The 20,787-nt window shown below is 57.4% G+C and carries 18 protein-coding genes; 4 read left to right on the top strand and 14 right to left on the bottom strand.

Translation table 11 applies throughout. The features are described from left to right. Positions 1-196: 196 nt before the first annotated feature. The 4 genes from C7123_RS05015 to C7123_RS05000 form a co-directional block, all read right to left on the bottom strand. Complete coding sequence (locus tag C7123_RS05015; RefSeq protein ID WP_069175992.1) at positions 197-970, bottom strand: prephenate dehydrogenase; 774 nt, start codon at positions 968-970, stop codon at positions 197-199. Beyond that, on the bottom strand, positions 967-2,070 hold the full coding sequence (locus tag C7123_RS05010) for a bifunctional 3-deoxy-7-phosphoheptulonate synthase/chorismate mutase type II (RefSeq protein WP_069175991.1): 1,104 nt from the start codon (positions 2,068-2,070) through the stop codon (positions 967-969). Before C7123_RS05010 ends, C7123_RS05015 begins: the two co-directional genes overlap by 4 nt. A gap of 112 nt (positions 2,071-2,182) precedes the next feature. Then, entirely contained in the window at positions 2,183-3,391 is a 1,209-nt protein-coding gene (locus tag C7123_RS05005; protein ID WP_069175990.1) for a pyridoxal phosphate-dependent aminotransferase, read from the bottom strand. Further along, complete coding sequence (locus C7123_RS05000; protein ID WP_069175989.1) at positions 3,366-4,205, bottom strand: prephenate dehydratase; 840 nt, start codon at positions 4,203-4,205, stop codon at positions 3,366-3,368. The genes C7123_RS05005 and C7123_RS05000 overlap by 26 nt, the downstream gene beginning before the upstream one ends. 359 nt (positions 4,206-4,564) lie before the next feature. Between C7123_RS05000 and C7123_RS04995 the strand changes: the two genes are divergently transcribed. Both C7123_RS04995 and C7123_RS04990 read left to right on the top strand, forming a co-directional pair. Further along, positions 4,565-6,184 carry an ABC-F family ATP-binding cassette domain-containing protein gene (locus C7123_RS04995; protein WP_069175988.1) on the top strand — a complete coding sequence of 540 codons (1,620 nt, stop codon included), beginning with the start codon at positions 4,565-4,567 and terminating at the stop codon, positions 6,182-6,184. Between the two features lie 372 nt (positions 6,185-6,556). After that, positions 6,557-7,450, top strand: a complete 894-nt coding sequence (locus C7123_RS04990; RefSeq protein ID WP_037983887.1) for an alpha/beta fold hydrolase — start codon at positions 6,557-6,559, stop codon at positions 7,448-7,450. A 134-nt stretch (positions 7,451-7,584) separates the two neighbouring features. Here C7123_RS04990 and rpsA read toward each other — a convergent pair whose 3' ends face one another. After that, a complete protein-coding gene (gene rpsA, locus C7123_RS04985) occupies positions 7,585-9,408 on the bottom strand; it encodes a 30S ribosomal protein S1 (protein WP_069175987.1) in 1,824 nt (607 codons plus the stop codon). 832 nt (positions 9,409-10,240) lie between these two features. Between rpsA and C7123_RS04980 the strand changes: the two genes are divergently transcribed. Next, positions 10,241-11,728: a cobyric acid synthase gene (locus C7123_RS04980; protein ID WP_069175986.1), complete on the top strand. Its 1,488-nt coding sequence runs from the start codon at positions 10,241-10,243 to the stop codon at positions 11,726-11,728. Here the strand turns inward: C7123_RS04980 and cbiB are convergent. The 6 genes from cbiB to C7123_RS04950 all read right to left on the bottom strand — a co-directional run bounded on the left by cbiB (position 11,704) and on the right by C7123_RS04950 (position 16,827). After that, the gene (gene cbiB / locus C7123_RS04975) at positions 11,704-12,654 is read right to left on the bottom strand and encodes an adenosylcobinamide-phosphate synthase CbiB (RefSeq protein ID WP_069175985.1); all 951 of its coding nucleotides are present in this window, start codon (positions 12,652-12,654) and stop codon (positions 11,704-11,706) included. The two genes, C7123_RS04980 and cbiB, sit on opposite strands and share 25 nt — an antisense overlap. After that, the gene (locus C7123_RS04970) at positions 12,630-13,652 is read right to left on the bottom strand and encodes an aminotransferase class I/II-fold pyridoxal phosphate-dependent enzyme (protein ID WP_069175984.1); all 1,023 of its coding nucleotides are present in this window, start codon (positions 13,650-13,652) and stop codon (positions 12,630-12,632) included. Before C7123_RS04970 ends, cbiB begins: the two co-directional genes overlap by 25 nt. 20 nt (positions 13,653-13,672) lie before the next feature. Further along, positions 13,673-13,960 (bottom strand): helix-turn-helix domain-containing protein, encoded by a 288-nt coding sequence (locus C7123_RS04965; RefSeq protein ID WP_037983901.1) that lies wholly within the window; start codon positions 13,958-13,960, stop codon positions 13,673-13,675. Then, a complete protein-coding gene (locus C7123_RS04960) occupies positions 13,957-14,301 on the bottom strand; it encodes a type II toxin-antitoxin system RelE/ParE family toxin (protein WP_069175983.1) in 345 nt (114 codons plus the stop codon). Before C7123_RS04960 ends, C7123_RS04965 begins: the two co-directional genes overlap by 4 nt. Before the next feature lie 295 nt (positions 14,302-14,596). Next, entirely contained in the window at positions 14,597-15,718 is a 1,122-nt protein-coding gene (locus tag C7123_RS04955; RefSeq protein WP_069175982.1) for an ABC transporter permease, read from the bottom strand. Next, on the bottom strand, positions 15,715-16,827 hold the full coding sequence (locus C7123_RS04950) for an ABC transporter permease (RefSeq protein ID WP_069175981.1): 1,113 nt from the start codon (positions 16,825-16,827) through the stop codon (positions 15,715-15,717). Before C7123_RS04950 ends, C7123_RS04955 begins: the two co-directional genes overlap by 4 nt. Positions 16,828-16,833: 6 nt before the next feature. Between C7123_RS04950 and C7123_RS04945 the strand changes: the two genes are divergently transcribed. Then, positions 16,834-17,028: a hypothetical protein gene (locus C7123_RS04945; RefSeq protein ID WP_069175980.1), complete on the top strand. Its 195-nt coding sequence runs from the start codon at positions 16,834-16,836 to the stop codon at positions 17,026-17,028. 787 nt (positions 17,029-17,815) lie between these two features. Here C7123_RS04945 and C7123_RS04940 read toward each other — a convergent pair. The 3 genes from C7123_RS04940 to C7123_RS04930 form a co-directional block, all read right to left on the bottom strand. After that, the gene (locus C7123_RS04940) at positions 17,816-18,562 is read right to left on the bottom strand and encodes an ABC transporter ATP-binding protein (RefSeq protein ID WP_083206975.1); all 747 of its coding nucleotides are present in this window, start codon (positions 18,560-18,562) and stop codon (positions 17,816-17,818) included. Positions 18,563-18,908: 346 nt separating this feature from the next. Next, positions 18,909-19,817: an ABC transporter ATP-binding protein gene (locus C7123_RS04935; RefSeq protein WP_069175979.1), complete on the bottom strand. Its 909-nt coding sequence runs from the start codon at positions 19,815-19,817 to the stop codon at positions 18,909-18,911. Between the two features lie 9 nt (positions 19,818-19,826). After that, a complete protein-coding gene (locus tag C7123_RS04930; RefSeq protein WP_069175978.1) occupies positions 19,827-20,735 on the bottom strand; it encodes an HlyD family secretion protein in 909 nt (302 codons plus the stop codon). Positions 20,736-20,787 lie beyond the last annotated feature (52 nt).

Below are 20,787 nucleotides of genomic sequence, written 5' to 3'. Positions count from 1 at the left end.
AGAAACGCCTTCAAAAGAGATCGGTTGGAGGAAATTACTCGGCGAAACGCCTCCAAAAGGGATCTGGCGGGGGGAATGTGGCGATAGGACACTCCTTTTCTTGCTTTGATGTGGGGAAAAGGAGCAAAAGAAAATCAAGGCGTCAGGGATGCTGGCCTAATTGGACGGGTACCAGGTCCGTATCCGGGGCCGCTTCTCATTCGATGCGTTTGCGGAGGCGGGCGAGGTAGGCGCGCATGGCTTCGGAGTCGTGGCGGGCGATGATGCGCTGGAGCTCGGCCAACTCCTCGCGGATGCGCTCAATCTGACCGGGCGTGCGGGGGTTGAAGAGGATCTCGGAGAGCAGGTAGTCGTCTTCGGAGAGTACGCCGCGGGCGATCTTCATGTGGCGCCGGAAGGTGGTTCCGGGCGCGTCCTGATGTTCCATCGTGGCCACGAAGACGAACGTCGAGGCGAAGGGGATGCCGAGCGACTGGGCCACGACGCGGTCGTGCTCGTCGAAGGTGTATTCGAAGATGTTCAGCTTCAGCCGGCCGTAGAGGTCCTTGAAGAAGACCCGCCCGAGGTGGTCGCCCTCGGAGATGAGGATGGCGTTCTCGTTCATCAGGTTGCCGAGGTTGGCGAAGGTGGGGCCGAACATGGGGTGGGTGGAGACGTAGGGAAAGCCGCAGCGGGCGTAGTATTCGGCCAGGCCGGTCTTGACCGAGGCGATGTCCGAGATGATGCAGCCAGGCCGGAGGTGTGGCAGCACGGCGTCGAAGGCCTCGAGGGTGCGGCTGAGCGTGACGCAGTTGATGACCAGCTCGGGGGCGAAGGCCTCCACCTCGTCGGGCGAGGCGAGGCGGAGGGCGTTATAGATGAAACGCATGCGGCGCGGGTCGGACTCGAGGACGGCCACCTCGTGATCGAAGCTGAGCAGGTCGGTGAAGAACGACCCCATCCGACCCGCTCCGAGGATAAGGATCTTCATGACTCGGCTGCGTTTTCGCCTTGGTTCATCACGATCATCTGCTGGCGCACGGACTCCTCGTGGATGTTCTTGAGGATGGCCTGCACGAAGTCCGGATTCAGCTCCATCGCGGCGCCGGCCTTGGCGCGGTTCTCGAGGATCTCGCCGTAGCGTGGCGACTGGAGGATGGGCATGTTGTGCTCCTTTTTGTAGACACCGATCTCGCGCGAGATGCGCATGCGCTTGGCCAGAAGCTCGAGCAGTTGCTCGTCCACACCGTCGATCTGTCGGCGCAGGGCGGAGAGGTTCTCCGTCGTTTGCGTGGCGTCACGGATGACGAGCAGGCTGAGCACATAGTCGAGCACATCGGGCGTGATCTGCTGTGCGGCGTCGCTCCAAGCCTCGTCGGGCGAGCAGTGCGACTCGATGATCAGGCCGTCGAAGTTCAGGTCCATCGCCTGCTGGCTGAGCGGTGCGATCAGCTCACGCTTTCCGCCGATGTGGCTCGGGTCGCAGATGATGGGCAGGTTCGGGATGCGTCGGCGAAGCTCGATGGGGATGTGCCAGAGGGGCAAGTTGCGGTAGAGCTTCTTGTCGTACGAGCTGAAGCCGCGGTGGATGACGGCGATGCGTCGGATGCCGGCGCCGTAGACGCGTTGGATGGCGCCGATCCAGAGCTCTAAGTCGGGGTTCACGGGGTTCTTGATCAGTACGGGGATGTCCACGCCCGAGAGCGCGTCGGCCACGTCCTGCATGGCGAAGGGGTTGACGGCCGTCCGGGCGCCGATCCAAAGCACGTCCACGCCGGCCTTGAGCGCCTCAAAGACGTGGTCGCGTGTGGCTACTTCGGTGGCTACGTACATGCCCGTCTCCTCCTTCACGCGCTTGAGCCACTTCAGGCCCGGTGCGCCGACGCCCTCGAAGCCCCCCGGCCGCGTGCGTGGCTTCCAGATCCCCGCGCGAAAGATCTTCACCCCCACGGCTGCTAATGCGTTGGCGGTAGTCATCACTTGCTCTTCGGTCTCCGCGCTGCACGGGCCGGCAATCACCAGCGGACGCTTCTCGTCGACCCCCGGTAATACGATGGATTTCAAATCCAAATTCTCGATTTTCTTGCTCATTGTAATATATGTGTAGATGTATGATTCATTGTTAGTCGGGCGCCCGTCTTTCATTTTTCGATTCTCGCTGGCCTTTGCCGAGGCCGGGGAAGTATGGCCGGGTGCCCGTCTTTCATTTTCCGATTTTCGTTTTCACCCTTTCCAGCGCCTCCTCGAGCGCGTCCTCCGGACAACAAAGCGAGATGCGCACGTACTGATCGCCGGCCGATCCGAAGATGAAGCCGGGCGTGATGAATACGTGGGCCTGCTGGAGTACGCGGTCGGCCAACGCCTCGCCGCACTTGGCCGATGTCGGCACCCGTCCCCAGAGGAACAGGCCCACCTGTCTCGGGTCGTATTGACATCCGAGCGCGTCCATGATGCGCTCCGCCAAGACGCGCCGACGGCGATAGACGGCATTCATCCCGTCGTACCATTCGCGCGGCGCTTTGAGCGCTTCCACCACGGCCGACTGCATGGGGCGGAACTGCCCCGAGTCTACATTGCTCTTCACGCGTAAGATCCACTCCACGAACTGCGCATTCGAGGCCAGCATGGCCATGCGCCAGCCCGGCATGTTGTGCGCTTTGCTCATCGAATTCAGCTCGATGCACACCTCCTTGGCGCCCTTCACGGAGAGGATGCTGCGCGGGTGGTCGTTCAGAATGAAGCTGTATGGGTTGTCGTGACAGATGACGATGCCGTGCCGACGCCCAAAGTCGACCAAGCGCTCCAGCAGCTCGTCCGACGCGTCCGCACCTGTCGGCATGTTCGGGTAATTGGCCCACATCAGCTTGATCGGTGGGCGCAACGCCGCCTCACGTTCGGCCACGAGGCGCTCCAACGCCTCAAAGTCGGGCTGCCATCCGCGCGACGCCTCAAGCGTGTACGGAATCAGCTCCGCACCCACCAGACGGCTCACCGAGCTATAAGTCGGGTATCCCGGGTTGGGCACCAAGACGCCTTCGCCGGGGTTGAGGAAAGCCATAGAGACGTGCAGGATGCCCTCTTTCGATCCGATGAGTGGCAGCACCTCGCGGTCCGCATCCAGCGTGACGCCATACCATTGTTCGTACCACGCGGCGTAGCCCCGGCGTAGTTCGGGCATGCCCGTGTAGGGTTGATAGCCGTGCACATCGGGGCGTGCCACCTCGCGCTGGAACGTCTCAATGGCCACCTCCGACGGTGGCAGGTCGGGGCTGCCGATGCCGAGGCTGATCACGCGTTTACCGGCGGCATTCATGGCCGCCACTTCCTTCAGTTTCTTGGAGAAGTAATACTCCTGCACCGTGCCGACGCGGTGGGCCGGCCGTACGCTAAATGCTTTGTTTTCCTTGTTCATATTCGCCCAGTATTTTCAAGTCGTTAGTCAGTGGGATGATGGCCTCCAAGGCCTGCCGATAGCGCGTGTAATCCTCGAAGGTGAGATTGACGTAAAACATGTACTCCCACTCGCGTCCGATGATGGGTAGCGACTGGATCTTGGAGAGGTTCATGTCGTAAAACGAGAGGATGGTGAGCACTTTCGAGAGGCTTCCGGAGGTGTGTGGTAGGGCGAAGACGAGCGAGGCCTTGTTTCTCACCGCGTCTTGCTGCATGTGTTCGGCCAGGTCGGGGCGGGCGATGACGAGGAAGCGCGTGTAGTTGCGTTTGTTCGTTTCCACACCCTCGGCCAACACCTCCAGGCCGTACATCTCGGCCGCACGTCGGGCACAGATCACGCCGTGACCGTGCATTTGTTTCTCGGCCACCCAACGGGCGCTGCCGGCCGTATCGTCACACTCTACGAGCTTGGCGCCCGGCAGTGTGTCCAGGAAGTCGCGACATTGCATCAGTGCGATGGGGTGCGAATTGACCTCCGTCACGTCCTCCGCCCGCGTGCCCGGCAGTGCGGCGAAGGAGTGCATGATGCGCAGTTTATACTCTCCCACAATGCGGCAATTGCCCTCGCGGATCAGCTCATGGTTTTGCAGCAGACTGCCGGCGATGGTGTTCTCGATGGCCATCATGCCGACGGTGCCGGCGGATACGTGTTCGATCACTTCGCGAAACGTGTCGCAGGGCACTGGCTCCACGGCCTCGCCTTCAAAATAGCGTTGCGCTGCCACGTCGTGATACGACCCCGCTATGCCTTGTATGGCTACTTTCTTCTTCATTCCTTTTTGTTCGTCGTTTATATCCGGTCGATCCTCCTTTTTGCGAATGGGGAACCCATAGAAAAAGAAAAGATCCCACCATTTACAATGGCAGGATCTTTCTCTATTTCCTTCATAAAAGTCTCTTCTACTTACGTGCACCGGATCCTGCCTTTACTTCGCTGTCGAGGTAAAAGAAAAAATAACCGTATGCGTAAAATCGACCCATGATCTCTTCGTTAAATCGTCGGCAAAGATAGAACCGCATTCTTTCTAAACAAGGAATAGGTAGAGAGACGCTGGGTGCCGCCTCCCGCCCCCCACCTTCTTGCAGTACCTTTGCCCGCGTATTATTAAAGCATATATCACACGAAGAAATCATGATTATAGTTAGCGGTTTGGACATCCGATTCGGAAAGCGGATCCTCTTTCAAGACGTCAATCTCAAGTTTTTGCCCGGCAACTGTTATGGCATCATCGGTGCCAACGGTGCCGGTAAATCCACCTTCCTGCGCGCCATCAGTGGCGACCTCGACCCGACGCGTGGCACGATCAGCATGGGCCCCGGCGAGCGACTTTCGGTCTTGGCGCAGGATCACTTTGCCTTCGACGATTACACGGTGCTCGACACGGTCCTCATGGGCCACACGCAGCTCTGGGCTGTGATGAGCGAAAAGAATGCGCTCTACGCCAAGGAGGACTTTACCGACGCCGACGGCATTCGTGCCTCGGAGCTGGAGGAGAAGTTTGCCGAGATGGAGGGGTGGAACGCTGAGAGCGATGCGGCGGCGCTGCTCAGTGGGCTGGGCATTGAGGAGGCACTGCATGCGAAGATGATGCGCGACCTGAGCGGTAAGCAGAAAGTGCGTGTGCTGTTGGCCAGGGCGCTCTTCGGTAAGCCGGACAACTTGCTACTCGATGAGCCTACGAACGACCTCGACCTGGAGACCGTATCCTGGCTCGAGAACTACCTGGCCAACTTCGAGCACACGGTGCTTGTCGTCAGTCACGACCGCCACTTCCTCGACGCTGTCTGCACCCACACCGTGGACATCGACTTTGGCAAGCTCAAACTCTTCGCCGGCAACTACAGCTTCTGGTACGAGTCGAGCCAATTGGCCCTCCGCCAGCAACAACAGCAGAACAAGAAGGCCGAGGAGAAGAAGAAGGAGCTGGAGGAGTTTATCCGCCGATTTAGCGCTAACGTGGCCAAGTCGAAGCAGACCACAAGCCGCAAGAAGATGCTCGAGAAGCTCAACATCGAGGAGATCCAACCCTCGTCGCGTCGTTATCCGGGCATCCTTTTCAATCCCGCTCGCGAGCCGGGCAACCAAATCCTGGAAGTCAGCGGTCTGACGAAAACAATCGACGGGCACACGCTCTTCCATGACCTGAATTTCAACGTGGAGAAAGACGACAAGATCGTCTTCATCAGTCGTGACCCGCGCGCCATGACGGCCCTTTTCCAGATCATCAACGGCGAAGAGGAGCCTGACGCAGGCACCTTCCGCTGGGGGCAGACGATCACCACGGCCTACCTGCCGCTCGACAATGCGCGCTATTTCAACTCCGACTACAACCTCTTGGAGTGGCTCGGGCAGTTCGCCAAGGACACGAACGAGGTCTTCCTCAAAGGCTTCCTCGGCCGCATGCTCTTCACCGGCGAGGAGCTCCAGAAGAAGGTGAGCGTCCTCTCCGGCGGCGAGAAGATGCGCTGCATGATCTCGCGCATGATGCTCCGCGACGCCAACACGCTCATCCTCGACACGCCCACGAACCACCTCGATCTCGAGTCGATCCAGGCCTTTAACAATACGTTGGTGAACTACAAAGGCAATGTGCTCTTCTCCAGCCACGACCACGAGTTCATCCAGACCGTCGCCAACCGCGTCATCGAGCTCACCCCGAACGGCAACATCGACAAGATGATCGAGTACGACGATTACATCTCCGACCCCAAGATCTCCGAGCTGCGCGAGCGCCTCTACGCGGGGAAGTGAGGCGTAAAACCACTGTTTTTCAGGCCCAGAACCGCCTGAGACGCTCTGAACCTCTTGCGACACGTCTAGAACCTCTCGCGAGAGGTTTTTTATGTGTCGTGAGAGGTAAAAAGCGTCTCCCGAGAGGTTGCGGACCTCTCCCGAGAGGTTCTAGACGTGTCGTGAGAGGTAAAAAATGTCTCGCGAGAGGTTCCGGACCTCTCCCGAGAGGTTCTAGACGTCTCCGGACAGGTATTTTACCTCTCAGGCCCCCAATGCAGCCGGAGGCGAAAAACTTCACCCCACCGGAGCTCCCCACTGCGTCTATATTTGCGCCGCTGACTCCCCACGCGGGGTGACAGCCCGTTTTTAGTTTCTCATTTTTCACTGATTATGGATGACATCTATCGGTCGGCGGGCGGACGCCGACTTATACACGATTTATACCGCCGACACCTGGCCGAGCTCGACGTGCCTCTCTCCGAATGCATGGTGGCTACGGAGCTGGGCGATACGCACGTTGTGACTTATGGGCGACACGACGCTACGCCCATCCTTTGTTTTCATGGCGAATACCTCACCGGCCCGCTGGCTATGCGCCCTTTCATCGAGGGGCTGGATCTGGAGCGGGTGCGCCTTCTTGTGCCCGATGTGCCCGGGGCTGTCGGTTTCAGTCTGGGGCGCCGATTGAGCGCCTCGAAGGGGGAGTATGGGCGATGGGCGCTGCAAGTGATGGAGGCGCTGGGACTACGTGGGTGCACCGTTCTGGCTTGGTCGCAGGGGGCACGCATTGCGCTGCAACTCTGTGAGACGGCCGTGCTGAGCGTCAGCCGACTCATGTTGGTGCAGCCCGCTGGGTTCGCCTCCACGTCGCTGGCACGCACCGATCGTCTGCTCAGCGCCCGAACGCCCGATCTGGACCGTCTGCAGCTATCGGATCAGGCTGTGCAACGCGCCTTAGAGCCAGCCCTAAACTTTGAAGCTCCCGATTTGCTTGAGATGGCACGCCTCATTTATCTCTACCTCCGACCCGAGCCCGAGGAGTGGCGCGAGGTGAAGAAGAAAAGCCTGGATAAGTTTCGTGCACCGGTCGGCATCGTGGCCTGCAAGTCGGACTGCCTCTTCCCGGGCGATGAGGTGGTGAAGCATGCGCGGCGTGTGGTGCCGTTCATGGAGATGTCGCGTGTTGTCGACCTCGGCTGCCACTGCGGACTCTTCGCCGACACCGATGTCGCGCACGAGGCCATCGCTGTCGTGTCCGACTTCCTGCTCCGCGGTACGGATTGATCGCCTGTACTTACCGGGCCAACCTTCCCGCTCTCGGTGAGGGGAAAATGAAAGAGGGGCGCAGATCTGATTGATCCGCGTCCCTCTTTTTCGTGTGCTATGAGTGAAGGCCGAGGGGGCCTATCCGTGTCGGATTATGCCTCGCCGTTCTCCAGCTTCTCTTTCAGTGCAGCCAGCTCCTCGATGTCGCCCAGTGTGGTCTTTTCGATCACGGGTGCGTTTGCCATCTCGGGTGCCGGAGCATGGTGACCACCGCCACCGTTGTTGCCGCCGCCACTGTTGCTGTTGTTACGGGCACGACGCTCTGCTGCACGTGCGCTGCGCTGCTCGTCCTCGAAGGTGCGGCTGTGCGAGAGGATGATTCGCTTCGCATCCTTGTTGAACTCGATCACCTTGAAGGGCAGCTTCTCGTCGAGCTTAGCCGGCGATCCGTCCTGCTTGGTCAGATGGCGCGGGGTAGCGAAGCCTTCCACACCGTAGGGCAGCGATACCACGGCGCCCTTGTCCAGCATTTCGATGATCGTGCCGTCATGCACGGAGCCGACGGTGAAGATCGTCTCGAACACATCCCACGGGTTCTCCTCCAGCTGCTTGTGGCCGAGGCTGAGGCGACGGTTCTCCTTGTCGATCTCGAGCACCTGTACATCGATGTTGGCGCCGATCTGTGTGAACTCGCTCGGGTGCTTGATCTTCTTCGTCCAGGAGAGGTCGGAGATGTGGATCAATCCGTCTACGCCCTCTTCGATCTCCACAAAGACACCGAAGTTGGTGAAGTTGCGTACGCGAGCCGTGTGCTTCGATCCGACCGGATACTTGATCTCGATCTTCTCCCACGGATCTTCGCGGAGCTGCTTCACACCGAGTGACATCTTGCGGTCCTCGCGGTCGAGCGTCAGGACGACTGCTTCCACCTCGTCGCCTACCTTCATGAAGTCTTGAGCGCTGCGCAGGTGTTGCGTCCAGCTCATCTCCGAGACGTGGATCAGTCCCTCGACGCCCGGAGCGATCTCCAGGAATGCGCCATAGTCGGCCATCACCACCACTTTGCCCTTCACATGGTCGCCCACCTTGAGGTTCGGGTCGAGGGCATCCCACGGGTGCGGCGTAAGCTGCTTCAGGCCGAGGGCAATGCGCTTCTTCTCGTCGTCGAAGTCGAGGATCACGACGTTGAGCTTCTGATCGATGTGCACCACCTCGTCCGGGTGCGATACGCGTCCCCAAGACAGATCCGTGATGTGCACCAGACCGTCCACACCGCCCAGGTCGACGAAGACGCCGTACGAGGTGATGTTCTTGACCGTACCCTCGAGCACTTGGCCCTTCTCCAGTCGAGAGATGATCTCGCGCTTCTGCTGTTCCAGCTCGGCCTCGATGAGGGCCTTGTGCGAAACCACCACGTTGCGGTATTCCTTGTTGATCTTGACTACCTTGAACTCCATCGTTTTGCCGACGAACACATCGTAATCGCGGATCGGCTTCACATCGATCTGCGAGCCCGGAAGGAAGGTGTCGATGCCGTAGATGTCTACGATCATGCCGCCCTTTGTCCGTCCGCGCACATAGCCCTTGAGCACCTCGTCGCGCTCGAAAGCGTCCGTGATGCGTTCCCAAGAGCGGGCCGAGCGGGCCTTCTTGTGCGAGAGGATCAGCTGACCCTTCCTGTCTTCTTGATTCTCAACGTAGACTTCCACCTCATCGCCGACCTTGAGATCGGGGTTGTAGCGGAATTCCGACATGGGCACGATGCCGTCCGATTTGTAGCCGATGTTGACCACCACTTCGCGCTTGTTCATCGCTGTGACGGTGCCCATCACTACTTCCTTGTCCTTCATGGCTCCCAATGTCTCGTCGTACGTCTTGACGAGTTCGTCCCGATTGACGTTCGGTGTTGAATCGCCTTTTTCATACGAATCCCAGTTGAAGCTCTCATCGGGGACAATGTCTTTCAAATTTTCCATCTTAAAAAGTGAGTACTCTGTTTGCTTAAAAAGTTAGACCATTCTTGTTATTACTCTCTGAATCTCAAAAATTGAGGCTGCAAAGATAGAGGCCTTTTCGAACGATGGAAGTCGGGTGCAAGGTGACGGTCTGGGCGTTTGTAAGTTCGTCTGCAGTCCGTTTTCGCCTCATCGCCTCCGCGAGAGCCTCTCGCCACGTTTTCGGCTCGACGCCCAACTGAGTCAAGATTCGGAAACATTTTTCCGGAGAATTTCGTCTGCGGTCATTTATCACAAATCACTTGCATGGTAATGAATTACTCGAGTCATTTGCTGTAAATCGTTTGCATGGTAATAAATTACTTTAGTCATTTATCGCAAATCATTCGCATGATAATAAATTACTTGGATCATTTATTGCAAGGCAATTGCTTTGTAATAAATTACTCGGATCATTTATTGCAAATCACTTGTATGGCAATAAATTACTTGAGTTATTTGTTGCAAATCATCTGCATGGCAATAGATTACTTAGGTCATTTGTCGCAAATCACTTGCATGGTAATAAATTACTCTATTAAGTTGTCGCAGATCATTTGCATTGCAATAAAACATCGAAGTAATTTGTCTTTCGTCATATGAAATGGAGTAAATCATTGCCGTTGTTTTTCTTTCTGCAATGTAGAAAGGATAAATCAACCTGCTGGTTGATCGTAAATCATAGGATGTGGGATGATGTACCGAAGACTTTCTTTACCGGAGAATGGGGCGGAGATAATCGGAGCCCGATGGTGTGGGCACGGCGGTTCTCTACCTTTGCCCGCATCAAAACGCTTCACTACACATGATTCCAATGCATTCCCCCCTCCGTCCCATCATGCTCGCGGGTACGGGCAGCGACGTCGGCAAGAGCGTGATCGCCGCCGCACTCTGTCGCATCTTCCTCCAGGATGGCTACCATCCCGCACCCTTCAAGGCGCAAAACATGGCGCTGAACTCCTTCGTCACCGCCGACGGTCTCGAGCTGGGCCGCGCGCAGGCGGTGCAAGCCGAAGCCGCTGGCGTGCCCTGCCATACGGACATGAATCCGCTCCTGCTCAAGCCTTCGGGCGACAGCACCTCGCAGGTCGTCCTGCACGGTCGTCCGACGGGCAACCAACACGCCTCGGCCTACTTTCGACGCGAAGGCCGCGCCGAATTGGAGCGAGAGGTGCATGCCGCTTTCGACCGACTCGCTGCCCGTTACAACCCCATCGTCATGGAGGGTGCAGGCAGCATCTCTGAGCTGAATCTTCGCGATGTAGACCTCGTCAACCTCCCCATGGCGCGTTATGCTGACGCCTCCGTCTTGCTCGTGGCCGACATCGATCGGGGCGGCGTTTTTGCCTCCGTCTATGGCTCCATCATGCTCCAAACTCCGGAGGATCGACAGCGTATCCGCGGCGTACTCATCAACAAGTTCCGCGGCGATATGAGCCTCTTCGGCAGTGGTCGTCGGATGATCGAGGAGCTTTGTGGTGTGCCTGTCGTTGGCGTCGTGCCGCACTTCACCGATATATATATTGAGGAGGAGGACAGCGTCACGCTCCGCACCAAGCAGCGCGAGGCCGTCGAGGGGCGCATCAACGTAGCCGTTGTGCTGCTGCGCCACATGAGCAACTTCACGGACTTCGACGTCCTGGAGCGCGACGAGCGGGTGCACCTTTTTTACACCAACAACACCGAGGAGCTGTGCAAGGCGGACATCATCCTGCTGCCCGGCTCGAAGAACACGCTCGACGACCTCTCTGATCTGCGTCGCAACGGTGCGGCCGGAGCCATCCAGCGTGCCTACCGAGACGGCGCCGTGGTGATGGGCATCTGCGGCGGCTACCAAATGATGGGGCGCGAAGTCTGTGACCCGGATCACGTGGAGGGCGACATCGAGCGTCTGCCCGGCCTCGGGCTCCTGCCCGTCACCACCCGCCTAACAAAAGAAAAGACCACGCGGCAGGTCAGCTTCCGCATGGTCAATGATCCGCGTATGTGTCGCGGCTATGAGATTCATATGGGGGAAACGCGCCTCGAGGCTGGTGCATCGGATGTGCTTCCGCTGACTGAGGGTGATGGCGTCGATACGGGCTGGCGCGTGGGCGAGCGTTGCATGGGCTCATATATCCACGGCATACTCGACAACGCTCCGGCCATCGATTGCCTGCTGCGCCCCGTTATCGGCCGCATCGATACGCGTCGCACGTTCGATTACGCCGCCTTCAAAGAGGAGCAATACGACCGCCTGGCCGATCATGTGCGCCGTCACGTGGACATGGCGCAGATCTACGGGATGATGAAGAAGAGGTAGACGATGCCGGCAATCGCAGTCAGCATGACGGCCATCGCCTCGGTGCGTTGGGCTACGAAGGCCGAGTTGCGATAGTCGTCCATCGTCAGCGGTCGGGGGTTGGTGCCGATGTAAGGCTTTTCCACAGGTTGACCGAAGTAGGTGTGCGTGCCGCCGAATCGGCAATCGAGAATGCCCGCCAGTGCAGCCTCCGGATAGCCCGAGTTCGGACTCTTGTGGCAACGCCCATAGCGTCGCACAAAAGGAATGAGTGAGCGCCGACCGCTGACGGCCAGCATGAGGTAGGCAGTCAATCGGGCGGGGATGTAGTTGGCCACGTCGTCGATGCGTGCAGCGATACGTCCGAAGCGGAGATAGCGTGCGTTGCGATAGCCAATCATCGAGTCGAGCGTGTTGATCATCTTATAAGCCATCATGCCGGGCACACCGAGGAAGGCGTACCAAAAAAGGGGCGCAACCACACCGTCGCTGAGGTTCTCGGCCAATGTTTCGAGCGCAGCTGCACGCACTTCACGGGCCGAGAGCTGACTCGTGTCGCGTCCTACGATGCGGGCAACCTGCCTCCGACCTTCGTTCGTCGATCGGCTGCAAGCGTAAAACACTTCGCGCACCTCGTGCAGCAATGTCCGCCCCGCTAAACCGAGCCAAACAAGCAGCGTCGGCACCACAATGTCCCAGCGTCCGCCGTAGCGATAGCCGGCAACGATTAGCGCCCATGTGGCAGCGAACGTTCCGACGATTAACACGACTGCCAGTAGACCGCCTTTCAACGTGCGATGTCTTCCGCGGTTCAGCCATGTGTCGCCCCACGCAATCAGTCGCCCAAAGAGGACGATGGGATGCGGCATCCAGCGCGGATCGCCCAATAGTTTATCTAATAACCATCCGCCAATGAGGGGGATTAAGAAGAGTAAGTATGCTTCCATAGGGATAATGTTTGTATCAGTAGATCGTTATCGGCACGACTTTGTGTGGCGATGCGCACGAAGGCGGCATCGAGGCCTTCGAAGTTGGACGCATCACGGATGAGCAAGCCGTGCTCCTGTATGAGATAATGCTTCAGCGCCGCGGCTGTACCCATACGCAGTCGGACGAGGAAGAAGTGCGTTTCTGTCGGCCAGAGGTCGGCGATCTTGAGATCCGCCAGCGCGGCCATGAGTCGGTCTCGCTCGGCCAAAAGATCATCGATCGGCGGTTGCAGAGGGGGATTCTCACGGAGAAAGAACTCCCCCGCTTCTACGGCCAGCGCATTCACCGACCACGGCATGCGTTGCACGCGGATTCGATCGATCATCTCGGCCGCTGCAGTGAGGCAGCCAAGCCGTAGACCGGGGACTGCGTGACGTTTCGTGGCCGACCGGATGACGATCACGTTGCTCCGTTCGGCCATTTCTGCTGCGGTTGGCAACGGTTGGCGGGTGAAAGCACCATAGCTCTCGTCGATGACGAAGCAGACGGAGGGGTGAGCGTCGATGAGTCGGAGCAATGTGTGTCGGTCGCGGACCTCACCCGTCGGGTTGTTCGGATTGCAGAGCCAGACGAGGTCGGGCGTGTCATCGATGGCGTCGTCGGTGAAGAGGGAGCGGACGCTATGGCCGTGCATGCGGCAGGCGTCGGCGTATTCGCTGAAGGTCGGCTGTCGGATGTAGCTCGTTGCACCGCGGAAGGCCTGTGCGGTGAGATAGATGGCCTCGGTGGCGCCGTTGGTGACGCATATTTCTGCGGGGAGTAGCCCGAGGGAGTCGGCCCAGAGACTCTCTAACGCATAGGGTTCGGGTTCGGGGTAGTGGCCGATGACGGCAAGGTGTGCCGAGAGGTGTTGCTGCAACGCCGATAGGTCGGTTGTAGCAAAGATGTTCGAACTGAAGTTGGCGCGGATGGTCTGTCCGCAAGTGTGTAGGTCGTCGCCGTGGCCGTGGAGCATGATCGGAGGAGGTGAGGGGGTTACTGAATATCGAAAGAGAGCTTTTTGCCCAATCCTTTTTCTACAATATCCAGCAGAGTGGCAATGGTAAGGTTAGAACCATCGTTTTCCACACGGGAAATGAAGGCTCGCTTCTTACCAATGCGCTCAGCCAGCTCGGCTTGAGTCAATTTAGACTCCTTGCGGGCGTTCCGAATCAGGATTCCTATCCTCAAAACGTCCAATTCACGATCTAATTGATCACGTTTCTCGGAACCTTTCGGGCCGTAGAACCTATCTTTCAATTCGTCTAGTGTTTGCAACTTCATTCTTGTTTGTTCTCCTTTTCGTTATGATAGATCTTCATGAGTCGTAGTGCGCGCTCCAGCTCTTTTGCGGGGGTCTTTTGCGTTTTCTTTTGGAACCCACCCAAGAGGATGATCAGTCTGCCATTGTCAAAGAAGCAAAAGATCCGGAAAATGCTGCTTCCAAGTTGAATACGTATCTCAAACAGTCCGTTACGCAGGTGCTTTAGATAAGTTTCAGGGATACGATCTATGGTCTCGATAATCTCGAGCACCTTCAATATCTTCAATCTGACTTGTTCGTTCTGTTTTTCGAAGAAGTCAGTGAAATAATCGCCATAGATCTGTATCTGTCTCCTCTTCATAGCCCCATCATCAGCGCGTTGGGGGATGGTGGGTCGTGATGGAGGCGGAGAGGGGACGCGGCGAAAGGGGGCATCGAGGGGGGATGCGGGTGCGGCGAATCGGCTGGCGGTCGATTGGGGGTGCCGAGGGGCGTACGCGGGCGGGGCGGAGACTGTATCGTCGTTGTATCCATGATCGTGTCGTATTCTGTCCCTGCAAAGGTAGTGGCATTCGGTGGGGATGGAGACGGGAGGGCTTATCGGGCGATGGGAAGGGGCGAGACGAGCCTATCGGACTCTTCTCACTATCGAGGACTTACGTCGTCTTGCGATAATTGAGGAAGGCAGAGAGATGGAAGAGGATGGCAAAGCCGATGGTGATCATTAAATGTCTGCGGATGTCGCTCCAGCCGCTGCCTTTGAGGATAATCATTCGGCAGACCTCCATGAAATACGTCACGGGGTTAGCTCGTGCGATGGCGCGTGCCCAAGCGGGCATACTTTCGACAGGGGTAAAGAGTCCGCTCATCAAAATGAAGATCATCATGAAGAAAAATGTAACGAACATGACCTGTTGCTGGGTCTCGCAAGAGGTAGAAAGGAGTAGGCCCAGGCCGAGCATGGCGGTGAGGTAGACAAATAAATAAAGGTATAGGAGGGCGACGTTGCCGACGGGGATTATGCCGTAGAGAGGGCGGGCAATGGCGAAAAGTCCGACGGTAAAAATGAAGATACCAATGGCCAGAAAGGGGATGGTCTTGGAGAGTAAGAAGGTGAACTTGCCTACCGGGGTGACGTTCATCTGCTCTATCGTGCCGGATTCCTTCTCGCTGACCAGATTGAGGGCACACATGTAGACGGAGATCATCGTCACGAGCAGGGTGAGGATGGCTGGCACCATGAAGTGGCGATAATTGCCTGCGGAGTTGAATCGGCGGAGGGAGGAGGTGGCTATCACGGGCGTGGAGGCGATGCTTACTTCGGGGCGGTGCTCAAGCCGGAGATCGTCGGCGAAAGAGGCGACGACACGAGTTAGATAGGCGCTGCCGAGACTGGCTTTGACGCCGTTGATGGCGTTCACGGCGGCGAAGAGCTGGCATCCACGACCGGAGGAGAGGTCGCGCTCGAAATGGCGGGGGATCTCGAGGATCATGTCAGCCCGATCGTTTTCGATGAGGGGGAAGGCATCGTCGTAGGTGGCCGGAAAATCGGTGAGGCGGAAGTATCCTGACGCTGTGAGCTTCTCCGTGAGGCGCCGAGAGGTGCTCGAATGATCTGCATCTACGATCGCGATGTCGAGATGCTTGATCTCATAATCTGCGGCCCAGGGCAGGACGATGAGTTGGATGAAAGGCATCAAAAAGATGGGGAGGAGGAGCGCGCGATTGCGGAAGATCTGGATAAATTCCTTCTGAAGCAGGAAAAAGAGGGTTCTCATGAGAGTCGAAGATTGAATTTTTTGTAGCCGGCGAGGAGTAATACGAGTGTAGTAGTGGCCAAGATGAGCGTTTCACGCCATACGGCGGCGAAACCAGTGCCTTTGATCATCACGTTTTTGACTATGATATAGAACCAGCGCGAAGGCACGACGTTGGCAAAGAGCTGTAAGGGCAGAGGCATGTTTTCGATCGGAAAGACGAAGCCTGTAAAGATCATCGTAGGCACCATGAGGCCGATGAGCGAGGATAAAATGGCGTCTTGCTGGGTGCGCACGGAGCTGGAGATGAGTAATCCGAGGGAGAGAGCCGTCAAAATGAACAGCAGACTCTCTGCTATGAGCAGCGGAAGGCTTCCCGCGATGGGGACACGGAGCACGGTGGCGCTAAGGGTGAGAATCATGGCCAGGTTGACGAGCGATAGGACGAGGTAAGGCGTCAATTTGGACAGGATGAGGGTCATCGGGGCGATGGGAGAGACCAGCAAGACCTCCATGGTGCCAAATTCCTTCTCACGAACGATCGACACGGACGTCATCAGCACACTAATCATCATCAGAACGAACGCAATCACCCCGGGGACGAAGTTCACGGCCGAACGAAGCTCCGGATTGTACAGCGCGCGCACATTGAGGTCGATCAGAGGGGGCGCCGTGGGGGCGCGTTCGGACTGTAAGCTCGAGGCATAGCCGCGGACGACGCTCTCGACGTACCCTGTCAATAAATCAGCTGTGTTCGGGTCGGAGGCATCGGCCACAATTTGAAGTTCCGCCCGCCGCGTGTGCAGCAGTTGGTCACGAAATCCGGCTGGGAAGACCACGGCGAGCTTCACGCGCCCACTCCGAAAGGCTCGGTCTATCTCTTCGTGGCTCATGAGGGACTCCTGTACAATAAAGTTGGGGTTCGCCGCGAGCAGTTGGACGATCTGTCGGGAATAAGTGTCGTGAGCGTAGTCGCAGACAACGATCCGTGCGTCTTTGATCTCGTTCGTCAGTGCAAAACCGAGCAAGACAACGAGAGTGATGGGCAATCCGAAAAGAATCATCAAGGTGCGCACATCACGAAACATCTGAATGAACTCCTTCCGAACGAAAATAAAGAACTGAGACATAAGAAAATGAATAAGCTAAAAACAACAATCGAAAAAAGAGGAGGCAAACGCGCCGCTTTTGGGGATACCATTATGATGTACCTGGCCAACTTCCCCGGCCTCGGCAGAGGCCTTGATTTTCTTTTGCTTCTTTTCTTGCATCAAGGCAAGAAAAGAAGAATAGAAGAGGCAAAACGCATTACGTTTCAAACTCCCTACTAAGTAGGAAGTACAAAACGCGCCACGTTTCAGTGTTGCTACTAGGTAGGAAGTGCAAAACGCGCCGCGTTTCAGTGTTGCTACTAGGTAGGAAGTGCAAAACGCGCCGCGTTTCAGTGTTGCTACTAGGTAGGAAGTGCAAAACGCGCCGCGTTTCAGTGTTGCTACTAGGTAGGAAGTGCAAAACGCGCCACGTTTCGGTGTTGCTACTAGGTAGGAAGTGCAAAACGCGCCGCGTTTCGGTCTTGCTACTAGGTAGGAAGTGCAAAACGCGCCGCGTTTCAGTGTTGCTACTAGGTAGGAAGTGCAAAACGCGCCACGTTTCAGTGTTGCTACTAGGTAGGAAGTGCAAAACGCATCACGTTTCGAGGTTGCATGGTAGGGGCGTATTGCATACGCCCCACCGAATGGCCCCGTAGGGGACAAAAAGTCGTGCGTTTGGTCGCCTTTTGCAGATCTCGTCCCCTTGCGGGAACGTTTGGTGGGGCGTATGCAATACGCCCCTACCCGGGTACATAAAAACGCATCACGTTTCAAACGTCCATCTAAGGTGGAAGTATAAAACGCGCCGCGTTTCGGTGTTCCATCTAAGATGGAAGTGCCAAACGCGCCGCGTTTCGGTGTTCCATCTAAGGTGGAAGTGCAAAACGCGCCGCGTTTCGGTGTTCCATCTAAGGTGGAAGTGCAAAACGCGCCGCGTTTCGGTGTTCCATCTAAGGTGGAGGTGCAAAACGCGCCACGTTTCAGTGTTCCATCTAAGATGGACGTTAACAATCGCTTCACATTTCGACTAATCATCTCCGCGGGTGGCCTTCCGGGCCAGCTGAAGGAAGACTTCATCCATGGTGGAAGCCTCAAATTGGCGCTTGAGGGCAGCTGGACTGTCGAGGGCCTCGATGCGGCCGTCGACCATCATAGAAACACGGTCGCAATACTCGGCTTCGTCCATGTAGTGAGTCGTTACAAAGACGGTGATGCCGGCGTCGGCGGCCTGGATGATGAGGTCCCAGAAGCGGCGGCGGGTGATCGGGTCGACGCCACCGGTTGGTTCGTCGAGGAAGACGATGCGCGGGCGATGGATGACGGCTACGGAGAAGGCGAGCTTCTGTTTCCAGCCCAGGGGGAGGGATCCCACCCGGTGGTGAGCCTCTTCTTGCAGCTCGAGACGGCTTATGAGTTCCTCGCCACGCTCTCGGATGGCCCGTTTGGAGAGTCCATAGATGCCACCAAAGAGTCGGATGTTTTCGGCGACGGTTAAATCTTCATAGAGTGAGAAGCGCTGACTCATGTAGCCGATATGATGTTTGATGCGGTCGGCCTCGCGATAGACGTCGAAGCCTGCTACCTCGGCGCGGCCCGCGGTGGGGCTGAGCAGGCCGCATAGCATGCGCATGGCTGTCGTTTTTCCGGCGCCGTTGGCCCCTAAAAAGCCAAAGATCTCTCCGCGGCGCACGTGGAAGGTGATCTCATCTACGGCGGTGAAGTCGCCGAAGCGTTTCGTGAGCTTCTCTACTTCAATGACTCGTTCTTCTGTCATAATCTACTCTGGTTCTATGTGGTGAGGAGGGGGTACTTTTTTCGTCTTGACCCTCTTTTTTTTCCTTGAGAAGGGTGCCACTGCGTGGCTTGACCCTCTTTTCTTGCCTTGATGCAAGAAAAGAGGCAAAAGAAAATCAAGGCATCAGGGATGCCAGCCAAGTTTTTCGGGACTTTCAGAGGATCTTAATGTACCCGGCAGACTTCCCCGCCCTCGGCAGAGGGCCTTTTCTTTCCTTGATGAAAGAAAAGAGGCAAAAGAAAATCAAGCCATCACGGATGGCCTTTCTTTGCCGGGTACGTGAGGGGAAAGGGAGAAGGAAAGAGCTCCTACTTTTTTCATCAGACTATCTCATTTGTTGGATAAAGCAGTCTTCGATGCTGGGGGTGATGGACGCTATCTCGAGGTTAGTGCAGCCCGCGGCGGTGAGGGCGGCTCTCATCCGCTGGGGGGCCTCGACGTCGTCGCGGCTGAAGGATACATGGAGCGAGCGCCCGAAGGCGAAGCAACTTTGGGGACTGCATCTCTTGCGGATCTCGTCCGTCAGCTGACGCATGTTCTCGGCTCGTACTTCGAACAGGGCGTCGGGATAATTTTCGATGATCCCTTGCGGTGTGTCTATGCTCAGCAGCCGGCCGGACTGGATCAAAGCGATGCGATCACAGCGCACAGCCTCGTCCATGTAAGGCGTTGAAACAAGCATCGTGATCCCTTGCCGCTTGAGGCCGCTCAACATGTCCCAGAACTCGTGTCGCGAAACGACATCGACACCCGTCGTCGGTTCGTCTAAAAAAAGCACCCGCGGACGGTGGATCAATGCACAACAGAGGGCCAATTTTTGCTTCATGCCCCCAGATAAACGGCCTGCGCGTCGGCTGCGGAACGGCTCGATCTGGACATAAATGTCGCGGATGAGGTCGTAATTGTCTTCGAGACGTGTCCCAAACAGGGTGGCAAAGAATTCCAGATTCTCTTTGACGGTTAAATCTGGATAGAGTGAGAAGCGGCCGGGCATGTAGCCGACTGCCGCACGGATGCGACGGTAATCCGTGGCAATGTCGAGGCCATCCACCGTGGCGCGTCCGCCGTCCGGAGGCATGAGGGTCGTTAAAATCCGAAAGAAGGTCGTCTTGCCCGCGCCGTCGGGGCCAATCAGTCCGTACAACTCCCCGCGGCGGACGCGGAGGGAGATGTCTCGGAGTGCCGTCAGCTGCCCGAAGCGCTTTTCGATGCCTTCTGCTGCAATGAGGTCCATCGCCGGGAATTATTGGAAGGTGATTTCGCCATACATGCCCATCTTGTAGCGCCCCTCGGGGTTCTGTACACGTACCTTGACGGCGTACACCAAATCGGCACGCTCATCTCGTGTGCGGATGGTCTTCGGCGTAAATTCCGCGCGGTCGCTAATCCAAAAGATGACGCCCTCGTCGCGATGCATCGGCTTATGTCGATCACCGGAGTCGGTAAAGACGTTCACCCGCTGACCCAATCGGACTTGCGAGAGCTGATCGCCGGTGATATAGACGCGCAGTGTCATGTGCGAGAGGTCGGCGATGCGATAAAGGGGTTGCCCAGGTGCAGTCATCTCGTTGGCGCGGACGTAGCGGGTCATCACGGTTCCACGCGTGGGGTTCACGATGTGACACCGGCGCAGTCGGTCGTCCATTTGCTCCACTTGCACGGCCAGGGCGCGGGCTTCTTTGTCGATGCCGTCGGTCGAGGTGCGCAGGGTGGACCTCTGTGCGGCGATTTGCTTCTGAAGCACGGCCACTTGTGCCGTTGCATCGTCCAGTTGCTTGCCCGTCGCGGCGTCGCCGGCCACTAAATGGGCCACGCGCTCCCGTTCGCGCACGGCCGTAGCCAGTTGTTCCTCCAGGGCAGCCAGCTGCACAGCCGTCTCGGGCCTTCTGGCCGTCAGGGCCTCGATGCGGGCGACGAGTTGCTCCCTCGTCAGGGAGAGGTCAGTCGTATCCACGCAACCGACGATCGCTCCACTGTCGATCACAGCCCCTTCCTCCACGTCGAGACGCAGTATAACGCCCTGCGACTGGGACGAGACGACCGTTTCTTCAGCTTCAAAGGCGCCGGAAGCGTCAAACGTTTGTTCGCTCTTGCATCCTCCCGCCATGCACATCAGAGCCAAGGCCGGGAAGAGGGAAAAATATCTCTTCATATCAATAGGTGTAAGTGGTTATGCGACTCTGTCGCGGTAATGAGAGGTAGAT

Origin of the sequence: Tannerella serpentiformis, from assembly GCF_003033925.1 — a bacterium.
In the GTDB taxonomy this organism is placed as follows: domain Bacteria; phylum Bacteroidota; class Bacteroidia; order Bacteroidales; family Tannerellaceae; genus Tannerella; species Tannerella serpentiformis.
This window is presented reverse-complemented; position numbering and strand designations above follow the sequence as displayed.

Bases quoted from the DNA above. Each gene is read 5' to 3' on its own strand.
- C7123_RS04995 (WP_069175988.1), top strand. From the start codon at position 4,565: ATGATTATAGTTAGCGGTTTGGACATCCGATTCGGAAAGCGGATCCTC.
- C7123_RS04935 (WP_069175979.1), bottom strand. From the start codon at position 19,817: ATGGACCTCATTGCAGCAGAAGGCATCGAAAAGCGCTTCGGGCAGCTG.
- C7123_RS04945 (WP_069175980.1), top strand. From the start codon at position 16,834: ATGAATAAGCTAAAAACAACAATCGAAAAAAGAGGAGGCAAACGCGCC.
- C7123_RS05010 (WP_069175991.1), bottom strand. From the start codon at position 2,070: ATGAGCAAGAAAATCGAGAATTTGGATTTGAAATCCATCGTATTACCG.
- cbiB (WP_069175985.1), bottom strand. From the start codon at position 12,654: ATGGAAGCATACTTACTCTTCTTAATCCCCCTCATTGGCGGATGGTTA.
- C7123_RS05015 (WP_069175992.1), bottom strand. From the start codon at position 970: ATGAAGATCCTTATCCTCGGAGCGGGTCGGATGGGGTCGTTCTTCACC.
- C7123_RS04990 (WP_037983887.1), top strand. From the start codon at position 6,557: ATGGATGACATCTATCGGTCGGCGGGCGGACGCCGACTTATACACGAT.
- C7123_RS04960 (WP_069175983.1), bottom strand. From the start codon at position 14,301: ATGAAGAGGAGACAGATACAGATCTATGGCGATTATTTCACTGACTTC.
- rpsA (WP_069175987.1), bottom strand. From the start codon at position 9,408: ATGGAAAATTTGAAAGACATTGTCCCCGATGAGAGCTTCAACTGGGAT.
- C7123_RS04940 (WP_083206975.1), bottom strand. From the start codon at position 18,562: ATGACAGAAGAACGAGTCATTGAAGTAGAGAAGCTCACGAAACGCTTC.
- C7123_RS04970 (WP_069175984.1), bottom strand. From the start codon at position 13,652: ATGCTCCACGGCCACGGCGACGACCTACACACTTGCGGACAGACCATC.
- C7123_RS05005 (WP_069175990.1), bottom strand. From the start codon at position 3,391: ATGAACAAGGAAAACAAAGCATTTAGCGTACGGCCGGCCCACCGCGTC.
- C7123_RS05000 (WP_069175989.1), bottom strand. From the start codon at position 4,205: ATGAAGAAGAAAGTAGCCATACAAGGCATAGCGGGGTCGTATCACGAC.
- C7123_RS04965 (WP_037983901.1), bottom strand. From the start codon at position 13,960: ATGAAGTTGCAAACACTAGACGAATTGAAAGATAGGTTCTACGGCCCG.
- C7123_RS04955 (WP_069175982.1), bottom strand. From the start codon at position 15,718: ATGAGAACCCTCTTTTTCCTGCTTCAGAAGGAATTTATCCAGATCTTC.
- C7123_RS04950 (WP_069175981.1), bottom strand. From the start codon at position 16,827: ATGTCTCAGTTCTTTATTTTCGTTCGGAAGGAGTTCATTCAGATGTTT.
- C7123_RS04980 (WP_069175986.1), top strand. From the start codon at position 10,241: ATGCATTCCCCCCTCCGTCCCATCATGCTCGCGGGTACGGGCAGCGAC.
- C7123_RS04930 (WP_069175978.1), bottom strand. From the start codon at position 20,735: ATGAAGAGATATTTTTCCCTCTTCCCGGCCTTGGCTCTGATGTGCATG.